This window comes from Falsiruegeria mediterranea M17, from assembly GCF_900302455.1.
Classification (GTDB): Bacteria; Pseudomonadota; Alphaproteobacteria; order Rhodobacterales; family Rhodobacteraceae; genus Falsiruegeria; species Falsiruegeria mediterranea.
The window spans coordinates 1-17,109 of the sequence record NZ_ONZG01000004.1 but is presented as its reverse complement, the minus strand read 5'-3'; the positions used below and the strand labels follow the sequence as shown (position 1 = coordinate 17,109).

Genomic DNA, 17,109 nt, shown 5'->3' with positions numbered 1-17,109 from the left:
CTGTTCACGAAACCGTTACATACTAATATTCAATAATCAATATATTTGGGAGGGGGGGCTTAAAAATGGAAGCTTTACAGCAGGTTATACCAGCCTTGGGCCTGTTCGGCCTTCTGGCATGCGCGGCCCTGTTGTTGGTCCGCATCGCGACTGTCTATGTGTCCGGGCGGGTTCACCGCATCCGGGCGTCGGCAGAACTCATTGGCCTTCTGGTGGTCCTCGATTTCACGATCGGTCCCGGGCTTCGCTTCCTCGGAGCAGACTCTCTTGTCGCGCCTATGGAGAGAGCCGTTCTTGCTGCGACGGCCATCGGTGTTGCCTTTCTGTTGAACAGTGTAGTTCGCGTCGTCCTTTGGGATGGACTGCTCTCTGATCATGGCGAGCGGAAGGTCCCGGTCATTGTCACGGGAAGCGTTGGGGTTGCCATCTACCTTGCAGCCATCTTGCTGGTGATGCACTTTGTGTACGACGAGCCAATCGGAGGTTTGCTGGCAACCTCGGGCGTAGCGGCTCTGGTGCTGGGCTTTGCCGCGCAATCGACACTGAAGGAGGTCTTTTCCGGCGTTGCTCTCAACGCCACCCAGGCCTTGCGTATCGGTGACTATGTCGAGATCGACGGAGTGTATGGTCAAGTCCATGAGATCAACTGGCGTTCGATTTCGGTCAAAAACCCGCATACCAACTCGCTCTACATCTTTCCCAACAGTGGCGTCGCTGACCGAACCATTCTGAACTTCAGCGAACCCACCAGTCGGTTTCGGTACTTCCTGACTTTCACTTTGGAACTGTCATCTCCTCCGGAACTGGCCATCCGCGCAATCGCAAGGGAGCTTGAGAATTCAAGGTTCGTTCGCCGCGACCCGAAACCCGACTTCAATATGCTCGGGTATACTAGTGAGGGGATTGAAGTGAGGGTTCGGTGGCACTTCGATGACGACGACCATTGGTGGGATGCACAGAACGAGATGGTCATGGCCATCTGGAGTGCGATGAGGAAGCATCGGCTGCGCATCGCGATCAACAGACATTGGCTGGGTACTGGCGACGAGTGGGAGAAACTCGACCAGACCGGTGCAGCTGATTTCGGGAAGGACAAGGTCGCCGAACAGCTTGCGAAATCGGGACTCTTTGCGGAGTGCACTGAGAAAGATCTCTCCCAGCTGGCCAATTCCACCAGGGTCCTGTCGCTCAATCCACCGGCTTGCTTCTATGAGCCGGGAGAGCCGTCAGATGGGCTCTATTTCGTCCTTAGCGGGAATGTGGCGCTTTATCAGCCCATAGACGAAGAAGATTTGCACGAAATCAAAGTCGAAAACTGTCAGGAAGGCCAGATCTTTGGCTTGCAAAGTTTCCTGGAGTCGGTGCCCAGAAACTACCTCGCACAGGCTGAACAATACTCAGTGGTTGCTCATATTCCTGACGAGGCCGTCCGAAAGTTGATATCCGATCATCCTGAAATCCACGGCAAACTCCAGGATGATCTCGCTGCTCGCGCTCAGCAACGCGAAAAAGATGCAAAAGTCGCCCACAAAGAGCTTCTGGCAGCTCTGCATGCTGAAGAACGCCGCAAGCTTTCTGAAGAGCTAAGACAGAACGTGGGAGAATTGCTGGAACGTCCGGGATTGCATCACTTCATGAGCCTTCTGTCATCTAAGGTGCGCCATGAAGATATTCTGAAATCGACAATGGCAGGCGCTGCCATCATCGCTGCTTGCCGGGGCGATGTTGATGAGGATGAGGAACAATTTCTTCGACGTGCCATGGCGGAGGCTGACTTACTCAGACACGTGAGCATTGACCATGGGCTTGATTTGTTTCGCGAATATGCAGCCCGTGATGACGTATTGGCACGGGAAGGTCAGGCTTTCGCCATGCTAGACCGGGCAAGCGAGATGAAGGGCGGACCACAAATCGCTCACGCGATTGCCGTTGGCATGACGGGCGTTCACGGAACGCCGATCCAGGCAGAACGCGAGGCTATAGTAGATATCTCGAAACAGCTCGGGCGGGATGTGCCCCAATGGGCGCAGGAAATCGAGGGAGAGCAGAATGAGTGACGGAGTGGCAAAATCAGGGTTTGTCTTCACCATTGGTCTTACAGGGCACCGTGACATTCATCCTGGAGCTGTTGCCGACATACGCGCGGCGCTAAAAAATGAGCTGGAGGCTATGCGGGATCGGTTTGAAGCCCTTCCGGTTGAGCTTGTCACTGGATTGGCTCAGGGCGCCGATACGCTCGCCACCGAGGTCGCACTTGAGATCGGATTGCCCGTGCGCGCGGTTCTGCCGATGCCCCGCGCGCTCTACGAGGCTGACTTTGAGGGTGAAGCCCATTCCGACCTAATCAGACTTTTGGATGACGCACGCGTCAAAGTGCAGGAGTTACCACTCCCTCACGGGACCGGGGAGGGCGACTGCAAAGAGGGCCCGGCTCGTGATGCCCTTTACGCGCGGCTGATGGACTACCTTGTTAGGCGTTCAAACGTCCTTGTCGCGCTTTGGGATGGAGAGGTGACGGGGCTTACTGGTGGATCGTCCGACGTTGTCGTTCGCTACCTCTCTGGTTCTGAGCCGCAGGCACGGCAGGCCCGCAAACTCGAAGCGGTCGGTGACGCTGAGTTGGCCGATGATCGATCCGATCTCGCGATTTGGATCAAAGCACCTAGGCAGGCGAGCGAAGTTGGGCAGGGCGACGTGCAGACAAGCTATCTGGTACAGGCGGGTGCTACCGGCCTTATCTGTCGCCTGCCGCAAATCCCTGATTTCGTATTGGATCGCTGGAGCGAGTTTGACCAGTATGCCATCGAAAGGGACACAGAAATCGGCGCCAATCTGACCGCCTATCCGATCTCTGCACCTGATGATGTCAAGATATCAGAGGTCGCCTCGTCGATCGACGTGGATTTCGTACGTGCGGATCAACTTGCCCTCGCAAATCAGCGTCAATCGGATCGTCTCTTTAAGCTCTTTGGGCTTATGGCAGCCCTGATGGGTCTGACATTTCTGCTCTATGCGAAGATTGCCGCACTGAAGCTATTTCTCATCGCTTATTTGGCTCTCTTCGCAGGAGGTTTCTTAATTTTCGCCATCGGCTCAAGGCGCGGGTGGTTTGGACGTCACCTCGCTTTCCGCGCGTTGGCCGAGGCACTCCGCATCCGCTTCTTCCTTGTCTTGTCCGGAGGTGGTGCAACAGGCCAGACACGGCGCCTCTTGCAACTGACTGGTATCGAGCGTTTCAAGGGCTTCGGATGGATTGGCGATGCAATCCGGTGCACAGAACCATTGACATACGAGAGCACCGTGAATGCAAAGGACAGAATTGCTGTAGTTTCCGAAAGATGGGTCAAAGATCAAGCGGCTTATTTTTCCCGAAAGCATCACCAATTGCATGCTGAGCACGAGCGTCTTGAAACAGTAAAGAAGTATCTGTTTCTTGCGGCTTTTCTCGGTGCCCTCTCGCTGCTTTTCTTCAAGAAGTCACTCTACGGTTTCCATATTGGCGACCTCGATGGCAAGACCCTTGTGGTTTTTCTCATGGGCCTCTTGCCGCTTTGGCTTGCCGTTTGGGAAATCTACCAAACGAAAATGGCAATACGTGAGTTGCTTTGGCAGTACGCAAACCAGGGAGAGTTGTTCGAAATCGCTGAACGGCGTCTCGAGGCGATTTCTGATCCTATCCACGCTCAGGATGTGATCACTGATTTGGCCGAACGTTCGCTCATGGACGTGGTCCAGTGGAGCACACACCGGTACCACCGTGAACACGAACCGCCGTCTGCCGGATGACTGAGGAAGTGGCAGATATCAATGATTTCAAAGCGCAGCTTTCAAAGTTGCGCCACGATCTTCGCACGCCCGTTGGCCATATTCTCGGCTATGCCGAAATGATCGAGGAAGATCTGCCACCTGACCTTCTGAAGACTTTCTCGGGAGACCTGCAAGCGATCCAGAATGCGGGCCACAAAATGCTTGCCCTCATAGAAGATTTCCTGGGCGCTTCGACGGCCTCGCCTGAAGAGGTCAATGTTGGTGACGCTCAGTTTCAGTTTCGAATGCAACTCAACCACATAAACGGCTATTCGGAAATGATCTTCGAGGAGGCGACAGACCTCGACGAAGCTGAGTTCATATCTGACCTGGAAAATATCGCCGAAGCGGGGCGAGCGGCGCTAAGTCTCGTAGATGCCATCCCGCAACGTTTGCTCGAGAAAAACACCAACAAAAAAACAGCTCCGAAGAAAGAAGGCAAACGCTCTCCGCAACAAGACATTTCGATAATCAACAGTCAAATCGGTCAAGGAGGCGAGCTTTTGCTGGTAGACGACGACCCGTCAAACCGCGAGCTGTTGAGACGGCGGGTCAAACGCATGGGATACTCGGCGCGGACGGTGTCCAGCGGAGAGGAGGCCCTTGCCATCCTCGAAACCGATCGATTTGACCTTGTCCTGCTTGACTACATGATGCCCGGCCTGTCTGGCCTTGAGACCCTGCAGCGAATGAAGGCGTCTTCTCGCCTGCGCACGATCCCGGTGATCATGCTATCTGCGTCAGACGACATTGAAATGATGGTCGACTGTATCCTTCAGGGTGCCGAAGACTACATTTTCAAGCCGTTCAATCCGATCTTGCTTCAAGCGCGGATCAGTGCATGTCTTGAAAAGGTTCGTCTGCGTCAGAACATCTCAAAGCAATTTCGGATTTTTATCTCTTCACCCGGCGACGTCATTCCCGAACGACGCGTCGCCAAATCCGTTATCGGGCGTCTCAACGAGGAGTTCTTCGGGCGTGCCTATCTGATCCCAATCCTCTGGGAAGAGGAGCCCATGCTGGCTTCTGAAACTTTCCAGGCTCAAATCCACCCACCGCATGAAACGGAGATCTACGTTGGTATTCTTTGGTCTCGCATCGGCTCGCCTCTACCCGATACGATCCTCAGACCCGACGGGACGCGATACGAGTCTGGTACGGCGTTCGAATTCGAGGACGCCTTAGGCGGTTTCAAGCAGCAGGGCTCTCCAGAGATGCTTCTCTACCGAAAGCAGGGGGCACCGACCTTGTCGCTCGAGGATCGTGAGGTTGTTCTCGATAGGCTCGATCAGATCGACAAGCTCAGCCAGTATCTCGATCGCTGGCTGATTGGCGATGACGGTTCTTATATCGGCGCATTTCACATGTTTCAAACCGAGGAACAGCTCGACACGATGCTCGAGATGCATCTGCGAAAACTCGTTGAAGCTCGACTGGCACAGGATGCATCGGTGCAAACAGACGCAGCCTGAGTCTGCGTACCGAGGATCCGGTAAGGAAGAAAAGGAAGGGAAGACAAAATGGCAAAAATTCTTCTGGTTGAAGACAATGAGATGAACCGAGACATGCTGTCTCGCAGGCTCAAGAAGAAGGGCTACGACGTCGTGATGGCGTTTGACGGCCAGCGCGGTGTCGAAATGGCCGCAGAGGAAAGCCCCGACATAATTTTGCTCGATATGAGCCTTCCGGTGATGGACGGCTGGGACGCGGCCCGGCACCTCAAAGACAGCGACCAGACAAAGAGCATACCGATTATCGCGCTGACGGCACATGCGATGGCGGGTGATCGCGACAAGGCCCTGGGCGCTGGCTGCGATGACTATGACACCAAGCCAGTCGACATAAAGCGACTTCTTGAAAAGATTGAAGGGTGGCTGAACGCCTGATGATGCTCGGTACTCATATCCGCAAGCTCTGGGAGTTCGTTTGATGGCGAACATTGATCTGCTCTGGGTCATTTTTGCCAGTGCGCTGGTCTTCCTGATGCAGGGTGGTTTCCTGTGCCTAGAGAGCGGGATGACCCGCTCAAAAAATAGCATCAACGTCGCGATCAAGAACCTCGCAGATTTCTGTCTGTCCACGCTGGTGTTCTGGGCTCTGGGCTTCGGGCTGATGTTCGGGCTGAGTTATCAGGGATGGATCGGATCCGACCTGTTCGCTATCGACTTTGCGAAGGCGTCCCCGTCTCTTGCTGTTTTCTTCCTGTTCCAAGTGATGTTTTGCGGGGCCGCGGTCACGATCCTCTCTGGGATCGTCGCAGAGCGCATGAAGTTCGGGGCCTATCTCTTTGTCGCGGTGATCGTATCGGGGCTTCTCTATCCCATTGCGGGCCATTGGAGTTGGGCCGGCCTTGACGGCGCTGGCGGATCAGGTTGGCTTGCGGATTTGGGGTTTGTGGATTTTGCCGGGTCGACGGTGGTCCACAGCGTTGGCGGCTGGGCCGGTCTAGCGCTTGTCTTGATTATCGGCCCGCGCTTGGGGCGCTTTGATGACGGCTCGGGCGCACAGACCATCACCCCGTCGAACATGCCGACCGCCACGCTTGGCGCTCTTCTTCTCTTCATCGGCTGGCTCGGCTTCAACGGTGGCAGCACCTTGGTGCTGGATGACACTGTGCCTTCGATCCTGATCAACACAGTCGTCGGGGGGTGCGTCGGTGCCATTTCGGCCGGAGGTCTGCGCTATGCGGTAAACCAGCGGCTCGACGTCGATCAGTTCATCAATGGCGCACTGGGCGGGCTTGTCGCCGTTACCGCGAATTGTTTCGCCGTCTCGACAGGGTCCGCTGCCTTGATCGGCCTGGTTGGTGGTATGATTGTTGTCTTTGTCAGCCAGATGCTTGAGGCGTTGAAGATCGATGACGCCGTCGGAGCAATCCCCGTGCACCTGGGGGCCGGGATTTGGGGCACAATGGCGACTGGCTTCTACGGGGATCTTGAGACCCTCGGCACGGGGCTGAGTCGCCTAGAACAGGTTGGGGTTCAGGGGCTCGGTGTCCTTGTCTACGGCATCTGGACCTTCGGTATTGCCTTTCTGATCTTCTCGGCTGGCAACGCAGTCTTCCGGTTCAGGGTGAGTGAAGAGGAAGAGATCGCCGGGCTCAATATCTCGGAACATGGGATGCAGCACGAAAGTGAGATGACGACTGCAGAAGGACATTCATTGGAGAGTGCCGTATGAAACTTCTGCACGCTCGATATGTCGCGACTGAAGGGCAACTGCAAAGCCACCGCTTCTTCCGGCGGAGGGTCGGTTGATGCAGAACATTGATCTTTTTTGGGTGATCATCGCCAGTTCCCTATTGTTCTTGATGCAAGCGGGCTTTCTTTGCCTTGAGAGCGGGATGACCCGTTCGAAGAACAATATCAACGTCGCGATCAAAAACTTCTGCGATTTCTGTGTCTCGGCCCTGGCATTCTGGCTCGTGGGCTTCGGACTGATGTATGGCCTGAGTTATCAGGGATGGATCGGGTTGGATCTGTTCGCACTCGACTTTGCCAAAGCAACCCCGTCACTCGCTGTCTTCTTCCTGTTTCAGGTGATGTTGTGTGTGACATCGGTCACGATTCTCTCTGGGATCGTCGCCGAGCGTATGAGGTTCGGGGCCTATCTCTTCGTCGCCGTTTTCGTGTCAGGGCTGCTCTACCCCATTGCAGGGCACTGGAGTTGGGCCAACCGTTCGCTCGAGACGTCAGGCTGGCTTGCGGATTTGGGGTTTGTGGATTTTGCCGGGTCGACGGTGGTTCACAGCGTTGGCGGCTGGGCCGGTCTAGCGCTTGTCTTGATTATCGGCCCGCGCTTGGGGCGCTTTGATGACGGCTCGGGCGCACAGACCATCACCCCGTCGAACATGCCGACCGCCACGCTTGGCGCTCTTCTTCTCTTCATCGGCTGGCTCGGCTTCAACGGTGGCAGCACCTTGGTGCTGGATGACACTGTGCCTTCGATCCTGATCAACACAGTCGTCGGGGGGTGCGTCGGTGCCATTTCGGCCGGAGGTCTGCGCTATGCGGTAAACCAGCGGCTCGACGTCGATCAGTTCATCAATGGCGCACTGGGCGGGCTTGTCGCCGTTACCGCGAATTGTTTCGCCGTCTCGACAGGGTCCGCTGCCCTGATTGGCTTGGTTGGTGGCATGATTGTCGTCTTTGTCAGCCAGATCCTCGAGGCCCTCAGGATCGACGATGCGGTCGGGGCAATCCCTGTGCACCTGGGGGCCGGGATATGGGGCACACTGGCAACCGGCCTTTACGGCGATCTCGAAACCCTTGGCACAGGCCTGAGCCGCCTCGAACAGATCGGTGTTCAGGGTCTGGGCGTGCTTGTCTACGGCATCTGGACCTTCGGTATGGCCTTTCTGGTCTTTTCGGCTGGCAACGCGGTCTTCCGGTTCAGGGTGAGTGAAGAGGATGAATTCGCCGGACTCAATATCTCAGAGCTTGGGATTCATCAGGAGAGTGAACTGCAAGCTTCAATATCAACGCCCGTTGGAACACGGCCATGAACAAGAACTTTGTCAACAAAACGGGATACGGTGGAATGGAGGCTTTCCCGAAGCTCTTCAAACGCCGGGCGCTGCTCAAGGGCGGGGGGGCCTTTGCCTCGATGCTTTTGGTACATCCGACGGATCTGCTCGCGCAAGCAGAGCATTCTGATGGGCCTCGCAGAATCAACTTGTCAGGCCGCCAGCGGATGCTGATCCAGCGAGCTGGAAAGTTTGTTTGTCTTGCCTATCAAAACCCCGATCCAGCCCCACTTCTTGCGGCCGCTGCAGAGACACTGGCGCTGCATCAGACAACCGAAGCTGGGTTGAAGGACGGAGACGACGAGCTCGGACTTGAGCCGGAAACTAATGCCTCGGTTTTGAGTGCGCTGACACGAGCGAACAATGCCTTCGCCCCGTATGGCCAGACGATCCGTGATGCGATCGAGGGCCGACGCGTCGAGCAAGAGCATCTTCAGGCGATTTCGGACCTCAACGGTCCTGCGCTTGCGGAAATGGATGCCGCAGTCAACCTGATCGAGAGGGTCTACAAAAGCGCAGAGCTATCCGAACAGATGGAGATGCTCATTAATATCTCCGGTCGACAACGAATGTTTACTCAAAGACTGGTTTTGCTGCTGTGCCTGTCTCGCAGCGTGTCGGCCTCTTGGGACACCCGCGAAGAACTCTTCAGAACCATGAACAGGTTCAACATATCGTTAAACATTCTGAACCGCGTGACACCAGGCGCGCTCCGGGACTCAAAATCACGGCCTATCATCGAACGTCTCAACTCACTTCAAGGTGACTGGGCGGCGCTTAGGGAGCGTATCTCGACGACCCTGCGGATCACAGAAGATGGGTCCGTAGAAGATATCCTGCATGTCAACGAAAGAGCAGAAGAACTTCTCACGAGAATGAACGAAGTCGTCCTGCTCTATGAAGAGGCCGCCGAATGAAGGGAACCCAGATATGACGACTGAAAGGCAAACCCCAAAACTGGGATTGACGATCGGAACCAAGCTGGCGGCAATTAGCATCGTCATATCGATGGCTGCTGTCTGTATCGCGGCCGTCTTGGCTGGATACTCGTCAAACGAAGCCCTGAAGCGTGCGGCGTTCGAAAGACTGACAGCCGTTCGCGAACTTAAGGCACAGCAAATTGAAAGCTATTTCTCACAAGTCGAGAATGAGCTCAAGTTTGTTGCGGAAAGCGCACCGTTGAAAGAAAATCTTCAACAACTTCGGCGAGGGATCGTTTATCTGCAAGCCTCCGAAGATCTTGTGACGCCAGAGTATCAGGATGCTCTAGATCAATTCTATCTTGAGGACTTTCGTGCACGGTATGAGGCGGAAACAGGAACCCGCGCCGACGACGCCATCATTGAAGGCTTGTTGCCACAGGATCCCCTGACGATCTTTCTTCAAAATCGATACATTTTTGATCCTCAACTAGTGAATCAAGTTCAGTTCGAGACACAATATGGGGCAGCCGTTTCAGAGCTGGAACAGTCACTGAGGGAATTTCAAGATCGCTTCGGTTTTTATGATGTATTTCTAATCGAACCTAACGATGGACGCATCGTTTACTCCGTTGAGCGGGAAATTGATTTCGGAACCAGCGTATTCGATGGCCCGCATTCAAACACAAACCTCGCCCGGGCAGTCACGACTGCCTTGGCTGCAAATCCAGATCAGGTCATTTTCGCCGACTTCGAACCCTATATCCCTTCATTCAACGCACCAGCCGCATTTGCCGCCTTGCCCGTGTATGATGGACCAAATCCGATTGGGGTCCTTGCCGTGCAACTTCCTCTGAGCGGGATCAACGCGATCATGACCTCCAACCAATCATGGAGCGACGTTGGGTTGGGTGATTCCGGCGAAGCCTATATCGTCGGCCGCGACAAGCTGTTGCGCAATCAGTCCCGCTTCCTGATCGAAGATCGTGAAGAGTATCTGAAATTGGTCGGTGAAGTTGGCCTCCCAAGCTCCATCATAGACCAGATCGAACGGACGAACAGTTCCGTTGGCTTGCAAGAGGTCGACACCATTGGAACGCAGGCAGCTCTCTCAGGACGCACAGGAACAGAGATCTTCCCCGACTACAGAAATGTCGAAGTCTTGTCCTCATATCGCCCGCTTGAGCTGTCGGGGCTAGACTGGGTCATCATGAGCGAGATCGACCGCGAAGAAGCCCTGCGCGATGCAGATCAACTGATCGACCGACTGATCTTGGTCGCCTCCATAGTTCTTGCGATCGCAATTTACGCGTCATACCTCTTTTCAATTTCGCTTACGCGACCTCTTAGACTGCTGTCTGGCAGCGCAGCGAAACTAACTGCTGGTGAATTGGATGAGCCGATCAAGGTGCAGACAAGCGACGAGATTGGCGAGCTTGCGCAGAATTTCGAAGCCTTACGCCTATCGATCGTTCATTCGCTTGAGGAAGTTGAAAACCAAAAGTCGATGTTGGAAACAACCGTGGCTGCACGGACGACCGAACTAAACGAGGCATCGGCTCAGCTTCAGCTTGCGTTGTCGAAGATGTCGAACGGCATCTACATGCTCGATGCCGACATGAATTACGTCCTGGTAAATGAGCGCTACACCGAGATGCTTGCTCTGCCACCACGGCTGGTCGAACCGGGGCAGCCAGAAGAAGAGGTCATCCGTTGGCACGCAGAAAACGGTGACTATGGGCTTGGCGATACTGAACAGCTAATCCGGGCTCGTTTGGAAGCTCTCACTGAGGGCCACTCATCAAACACTGTCCTCAATACAACGGCCGGCCGGACGATTGAGATTAGAACAACGCCAATCAGCGGAGGAGGACTCGTCGGGGTCGTTACCGATATCACAACGATCAAGCGGAACGAAGCTGAGCTCGTTGCACAGAACGAAAACCTAAAGAAGATTCAAGGCGATCTCGCGTTTAGTGAGCAGAGAATATCGAAGATTATTGAAGCGAGTCCCATTGGTATCCTTTCGATTGACAGAAAGGGAACAATTGAGACATTCAGCTCAGCTGCTGAGCAAATTTTTGGTTACTACGCGTCAGACGTTCTTGGAAAGAACATCAAGATCTTGATGGAAACACACGTCGCCGTTGAGCACGACCTTTATCTTGAACGCCGTATTCAAGGTGCGTCGTCAACGGTCGTTGGTCAAAGTCGGATCGTCAACGCCGTTCGAAAAGATGGATCGGTATTCAAACTGGAGGCGCGGGTTGAGGAAGTTCAAGTCGGAGATGAAATCTTCTATATCGGGCTCGTCGAGGACATAACGGAACGCTTGGAACTGGAACGACAAGCCGAGCAGGCGCGCGAGCAGGCTGAACGGGCGAATGAAGCAAAGAGCGCATTCCTTGCAAATATGAGCCATGAACTTCGCACACCGATGAACGCGATCATTGGATACTCAGAGATGTTGGCGGAGGATGCTGAAGATGACGGGCTGGAAGACATGCTCGGGGATCTGAACAAGATTACCAATGCTGGTAAGCATCTTCTGTCCCTAATTAACGACGTGCTGGACCTCTCGAAGGTCGAAGCTGGAAAAATGGATCTGTTCCTTGAAGACTTCGCCGTCGAGGACATTGCAGAAGAAGTTGCTAGCACAGCACTTAGCCTAATCGAAAAGAACGCTAATGAGCTCGTTCTGGATGTCGATCACCAACTAGGCTCCATGCACAGCGATGTAACGAAAGTCCGCCAGATTCTTTTCAATTTAATCTCCAACGCGGCGAAGTTCACCAAGGAAGGAAAGATTACTCTTTCTGCCAATGCGGCCTCCATATCAAATGAACCCGCAATTCAGTTTGCTGTCACCGATACCGGGATCGGCATCCCTGAAGACAAGATTGAGCATGTATTCGCCGAATTCTCTCAAGCGGATGAATCTACCACACGCGATTATGGTGGAACCGGCCTAGGGCTCGCCCTCGTTAAGAGATTCTGCGAAATGATGGGTGGAAGCATCCACCTCGAAAGTACTGTTGGGCAGGGTTCAAGTTTTATCGTCACATTGCCAAAGAAAGCTCACAAGAAGCATGAAGGGCTTGAAGAGGAAGCGCGCATTTCGGGCTCCACGTCGGAGCCCTCTTTATCGGACGAGGATGCGACACCCACGTCAGCTGCGCCAATCAAGGATACCTCTACTCAAAAATCGGTCCTCGTCATTGATGATGAGGCTTCGGCCCGGGAGCTTCTGAAGAAGCGTCTGGAAGCGGAGGGCTGTTCGGTGATATTGGCCAAATCCGGAGTTGAAGGTCTGGCACTCGCCACGGAACATTTGCCTGCCCTCATAACACTGGATGTGATGATGCCCGGAATGGACGGCTGGACAGTCCTCCGCCGACTAAAGGCTGACAATAAACTGAAAGATATTCCCGTTGTCATGATTTCTATGGTTGGAGACAAGGCCATGAGCTATTCGCTTGGCGCCGTCGAATCTCTTCAAAAACCGGTTGACCGAGGCAAGCTATCGGGCCTTGTCAAAAAGTATGCGTCAGGCGGTCAAAAGACGGCACTTGTCGTTGAAGATGATCCGGCTGCGCGCGAAACCATGGTGCGCACGCTTCAAGGCGACGGCTGGGAGGTCGATGAAGCGGAGAACGGAAAGATTGCGCTTGGGAAAACAGAACAGCATGAATTCGAACTAATCCTTCTTGATCTCATGATGCCAGTGATGGACGGTTTTGCGTTTCTGGAAAGGCTCAGATCGAGCGACCATCCATCAGCCAACACTCCAATAATTATTGTTACAGCGATGGAACTGAACACCGAAGACCGCAAGCGCCTTCAGACCAGTGTTAGCGATGTCGTGCAAAAGTCTGGCGGAGATGTGGAGGGCGTTTTGGAAGAAATACGCTCGCTGGTTCATCGGTAGAGCGTGAGGGATTCTTGATTTGAAAGAAATGGCTGGTAAACAGGCTCCGGGGCTTGATGAGGCATTACAGGCACTTAACGGTGAAGTGACGGACTGGGAGCTTTTCCTCTCAAGTTACCCTGATACTTCGGCGGTCTTCGCCGAGGCCGACCTTTCCGAGGCGGACCTATCGGAACGCAACCTTTCAGGATTTGATCTCACCGGCACCGACCTTTTCGAAGCCCAGCTGTCATCTGCAAACTTGAAGCACGCCAAGATGGATCGCGCGGAGCTTTCAGGGGCGGACCTGTCTCATGCTGGACTATACAAGGCTAGTCTGACCGGTACTACACTCACTACGGCAAACCTTCAGAACGCCGACTTGACAGAGGCTGATCTTTCTGGCGCGGATCTGCGCGGAGCAAATTTTGCCGGGGCAGATCTGACTGGCGCTGACCTCCGTGAAGCAAACCTAACAAACGCCGACCTTCGTGATACCTGCCTGGTGAACGCCAATATCTCGCGGGCATCACTCTGCACAGCAAGGGTTGAAGGGGCCAATGTGACCGGTGTCGTCTACGGCAATTTAAAAGATATGAGCGGCCGCTACCTTGGAATTCGCGGCATAGACTCTGTTTACGGCAACGCGCTTTTTGTACGAGATGCTAGGGATCAGGACTACATAGACACCTTGGAAGCATCTATTTCAAATATGCCTGCCAGTTTTGCGAAGTCGGCTGAGCAAATTTTGTTCAAGGCTTGGGGACTATTTGATCACGGCCGCAGCCTTCTAAAAGTGGGAGCTTACGCGCTATTTCTCGCAACGCTGTACGGGATCATTTATTCGTTTGATATGTGGCTAGGGTGGGGAATGATGGATTATTCCAACTCGGCGCAAAGCTGGTTTACACCCTTCTACGTCTCGTTGGTTACATATACGACGCTGGGATATGGCGATGTAACAGCTGAAAACGTCTATGGAGAAATTCTCGTCATTAGTGAGGTTGTACTAGGCTATTTTACTCTCGGTCTGCTTCTTTCCATTATCGCAAATACTATTGCCCGGCGAAGCTAGACTAAGAAATTGGTAGCCCTTTGGGGGCTCTGGTAATCCACTGCTGAAATAGATAAGCGGATACTCTTTGAATTTTTTCTTTTGAGCTCAGCGAAATTACCAGCGTTACCTAACTTCCGTCCCTAGTGTTGGATCCCGGAGATGTCAAATTTCCATTTTTGGACCAATTTTTCTGGGATCTCGACTGTGGATCGCATCTTCAAGCTCCCAGGAACTCGCGTGATGTACTCGAAATATACGTTGCCGTCTGCGTCCGGTGTCCATTGCTGTGGTACATTTAACTCAATGCATAACTTATCAGTAGGTTGACAAGCTGCTTCAAATCCAAAGAGAGTTTTCTTAGTGCGATCAAATCTTTGCGATTGAGAAGTGTCGGTTTCATCGAATCCAATTATAATTATATCGGAAATCTCTATAACTTCGGTCTCCTCTATTCGATTTTCTATTGTCAGTGTGCTCACCTGTTTTTTGAGAATGGAGTGAATTTTTTTGGAAATTTCGGCGTCTTTTTCCTTGGTGTGCTCCAGTGCCTTGAGGGGTTGAAGTTCAAGCTTCATTCCCTCTTCAATTGCGGAGATACAGGCTGCTTCACTGAACTTGTCATCTATCGAGCTGATGAGTGTTAAGTTTTTCTCTCCAAGAAGCGAGCACAGCTTCCTGAACTGCTCTCGGAATATGGCCTCAATCATGGGCTCAAGTAGTTTCGGGAGCGCTGGCTGCGGTATGATGCCAATTCTAATAGCACTTCTCATATGCTCGTGAACCTCCTTGAACTGCTCGAAAAGCGTCATGTGGACTCAGCCTTATCGCATGGCGGGTCTGGGAGCCAGTGTTCCGCACTGGGAAAGCGGTTCCCACCCGCGGACCGAAATCCAAGTTTCGGCAGACAAAGGGCGTTGACACCAGCCTGGATCTGTACCCTGGCGAGCGAGTTGCGCTTCGGGCTTCGTTCACTGACTGATATACCCTGCTTGAGTTCGCCTGGCGGGCCGTGCTGGTGTTGCGACGGCAGACGGTCATGAGACCTAGGAAGTCATGCTGCGAGCGAAGACCTTGAAGCCTACTGTTTGGCGCTGGCAGAAGCGCTAGCTTGGCGCGGTCGTGGCGGACCTAAAGCGCGCCAAAACCCGTCCTTCGCGCATGCCGCCGTTTTCCTTGCGGAAGCCTGAGAGTGATCTCCAAGTCTCATGCGCCTAGCGTAGGGTGTGGGAGATCAATTTGTATCGAAGAGGTCGAACAGTTGCTGCTCGGACGCGAAAATTGAATTCCTGCGGATGAAGCGGTCGTTGGACCAAACGGCTGTGTTCCCTGAAGTGGTGTAAGAGGCCGCGCGCGGAGCCCCCGGCGTAGCGCAGCGCGCGGCCGGTGGTGACGCTGGCGGCCACCGTCGATCTTCGGCAAAGGTTCGGGTTGCAACACTCGAAACCAACGACGGAGATGACGATGACCGATGAGAGAATGGCACTGCTTGAGCTGGTTGAACAGCAGGCTGATGGCGATCTTGTGCGCGAGATGCTGGCATTTGCGGGAGGTTCAGCGAAACGGATATCGTACGCGGGACTGGGACACCCGGGCGGGGCGGATCCCGCTGGAGATCCCGAAGTTGCGCAAGGGCAGCTATTTCCCCAGCTTTCTCGAACCCCGGCGGACGGCCGAAAAAGCGCTGATGGCCGTGATCCAGGAGGCCTATGTTCAGGGCATCTCGACACGTTCGGTGGATGATCTGGTCAAGGTCATGGGAGCGGGCGGCATGTCCAAAAGCCAGGTCAGTCGGCTCCGCGCCGAGATCGACGAGCGCGTGAATGCGTTCCTGTCGCGGCCGTTGGAGGGCGCGTGGCCCTATCTCTGGCTCGATGCGACCTACGTGAAGGTGCGCGATGGTGGCCGGATTGTGAGCCGTGCCGTGATAGTGGCTGTTGCAGTCAACGAGGATGGCAAGCGCGAGGTTCTGGGCATCGCCACCGGTCCGTCCGAGGCTGAGACGTTCTGGACCGACTTCCTGCGGTCTCTGGCCGATCGCGGTCTGCGTGGCGTGCAGCTCGTCGTCGCCGATGATCACAAAGGGCTGCGCGCGGCCGCACGCCGGGTCTTCAACGCGACCCACCAGCGCTGTCGGGTTCACTGGATGCGCAACGCCCTCGCGCATGCTCCGGCCAAGCAGCGCACGGCAGTGGCGGCGATGCTCAAGACGATCTTCGCCCAGGAGAGCAAGGCCGAGGCCGAAGCCCAGTGGGATACCGTCGCCGATGCGCTGCGCGAAAAACAGGACAAGCTCGGAACCTTCATGGACACCTCGCGCGACGACGTCCTTGCCTACATGGACTTCCCGCGCGAGCATTGGACCCAGATCGCCTCGACGAACCCGCTGGAACGCGTGAACCGGGAGATCAAGCGGCGCACCGACGTCGTCGGCATCTTCCCCAACGATGACGCCATCATCCGGCTCGTCGGGGCGATCATGCTGGAGACTAACGACGAATGGACGGTCGCGCGCCGATACATGAGCCTTGAAACCCTCGCGCGCGTGAACGACAATCCCAACGTCAGGTTGCCAGCAGTAGCGTCCTGATCAGATCCGGGCCTTACCGAAGGTCGGCGTTCATACACCACGTCGTGGGACACTATCGACCAAACGCAGCGAAGGCTCACTTTGTCCGCAACTGAGACATCCAAGGTGTGCGCAGCGAACGGCTGGTTCTCCGCATTGCGGTCATTGATGCATTGCGCGGCGAATGACCGTTGAGAGCCGATTTTGTTGAAAAACTGATACTTGATCGAGGCATGATCTGCTGATTCAATTCTCTTATTGATTGGGAGGATTGGCGATGATGGGACCCAAGCAGGAAGCGCAGGCGGCACTGTTTTACGAGTTCTC

Annotated in this window: 11 protein-coding genes and 1 pseudogene; 10 read left to right on the top strand and 2 right to left on the bottom strand. The window is 54.5% G+C overall.

From position 1 onward, the window contains the following. The first annotated feature begins 65 nt into the window (after positions 1–65). The 9 genes from TRM7615_RS08555 (at position 66) to TRM7615_RS08515 (ending at position 14,234) form a co-directional block, all read left to right on the top strand. Entirely contained in the window at positions 66–2,057 is a 1,992-nt protein-coding gene (locus TRM7615_RS08555) for a mechanosensitive ion channel domain-containing protein (protein ID WP_108786511.1), read from the top strand. Beyond that, complete coding sequence (locus tag TRM7615_RS08550; protein ID WP_108786510.1) at positions 2,050–3,786, top strand: hypothetical protein; 1,737 nt, start codon at positions 2,050–2,052, stop codon at positions 3,784–3,786. Before TRM7615_RS08555 ends, TRM7615_RS08550 begins: the two co-directional genes overlap by 8 nt. An 8-nt stretch (positions 3,787–3,794) precedes the next feature. Next, complete coding sequence (locus TRM7615_RS08545) at positions 3,795–5,279, top strand: response regulator (protein ID WP_165821396.1); 1,485 nt, start codon at positions 3,795–3,797, stop codon at positions 5,277–5,279. Between the two features lie 48 nt (positions 5,280–5,327). Continuing rightward, a complete protein-coding gene (locus tag TRM7615_RS08540) occupies positions 5,328–5,693 on the top strand; it encodes a response regulator (RefSeq protein ID WP_108786508.1) in 366 nt (121 codons plus the stop codon). A gap of 43 nt (positions 5,694–5,736) precedes the next feature. Then, positions 5,737–6,987, top strand: a complete 1,251-nt coding sequence (locus tag TRM7615_RS08535; RefSeq protein WP_108786507.1) for an ammonium transporter — start codon at positions 5,737–5,739, stop codon at positions 6,985–6,987. Between the two features lie 76 nt (positions 6,988–7,063). Further along, a complete protein-coding gene (locus TRM7615_RS08530) occupies positions 7,064–8,311 on the top strand; it encodes an ammonium transporter (protein ID WP_108786506.1) in 1,248 nt (415 codons plus the stop codon). After that, complete coding sequence (locus TRM7615_RS08525; RefSeq protein WP_108786505.1) at positions 8,308–9,249, top strand: type IV pili methyl-accepting chemotaxis transducer N-terminal domain-containing protein; 942 nt, start codon at positions 8,308–8,310, stop codon at positions 9,247–9,249. Before TRM7615_RS08530 ends, TRM7615_RS08525 begins: the two co-directional genes overlap by 4 nt. 13 nt (positions 9,250–9,262) lie before the next feature. Next, positions 9,263–13,180 carry a response regulator gene (locus TRM7615_RS08520; protein ID WP_165821395.1) on the top strand — a complete coding sequence of 1,306 codons (3,918 nt, stop codon included), beginning with the start codon at positions 9,263–9,265 and terminating at the stop codon, positions 13,178–13,180. 28 nt (positions 13,181–13,208) lie between these two features. Beyond that, positions 13,209–14,234 carry a pentapeptide repeat-containing protein gene (locus tag TRM7615_RS08515; RefSeq protein ID WP_108786503.1) on the top strand — a complete coding sequence of 342 codons (1,026 nt, stop codon included), beginning with the start codon at positions 13,209–13,211 and terminating at the stop codon, positions 14,232–14,234. Between the two features lie 122 nt (positions 14,235–14,356). On the opposite strand, the gene TRM7615_RS08510 is transcribed toward TRM7615_RS08515, so the two are convergent. Continuing rightward, positions 14,357–15,025, bottom strand: coding sequence for a hypothetical protein (locus TRM7615_RS08510; RefSeq protein ID WP_108786502.1), 669 nt, complete (start codon positions 15,023–15,025; stop codon positions 14,357–14,359). A 652-nt stretch (positions 15,026–15,677) separates the two neighbouring features. On the opposite strand from TRM7615_RS08510, the pseudogene TRM7615_RS08505 reads away from it, so the two are divergent. Continuing rightward, positions 15,678–16,803 (top strand): annotated as a pseudogene (locus tag TRM7615_RS08505) (IS256 family transposase). A 76-nt stretch (positions 16,804–16,879) separates the two neighbouring features. Here TRM7615_RS08505 and TRM7615_RS25740 read toward each other — a convergent pair. Further along, the coding region (locus tag TRM7615_RS25740) for a hypothetical protein (protein ID WP_207775224.1) at positions 16,880–17,109 on the bottom strand (230 nt) is incomplete at its 5' end.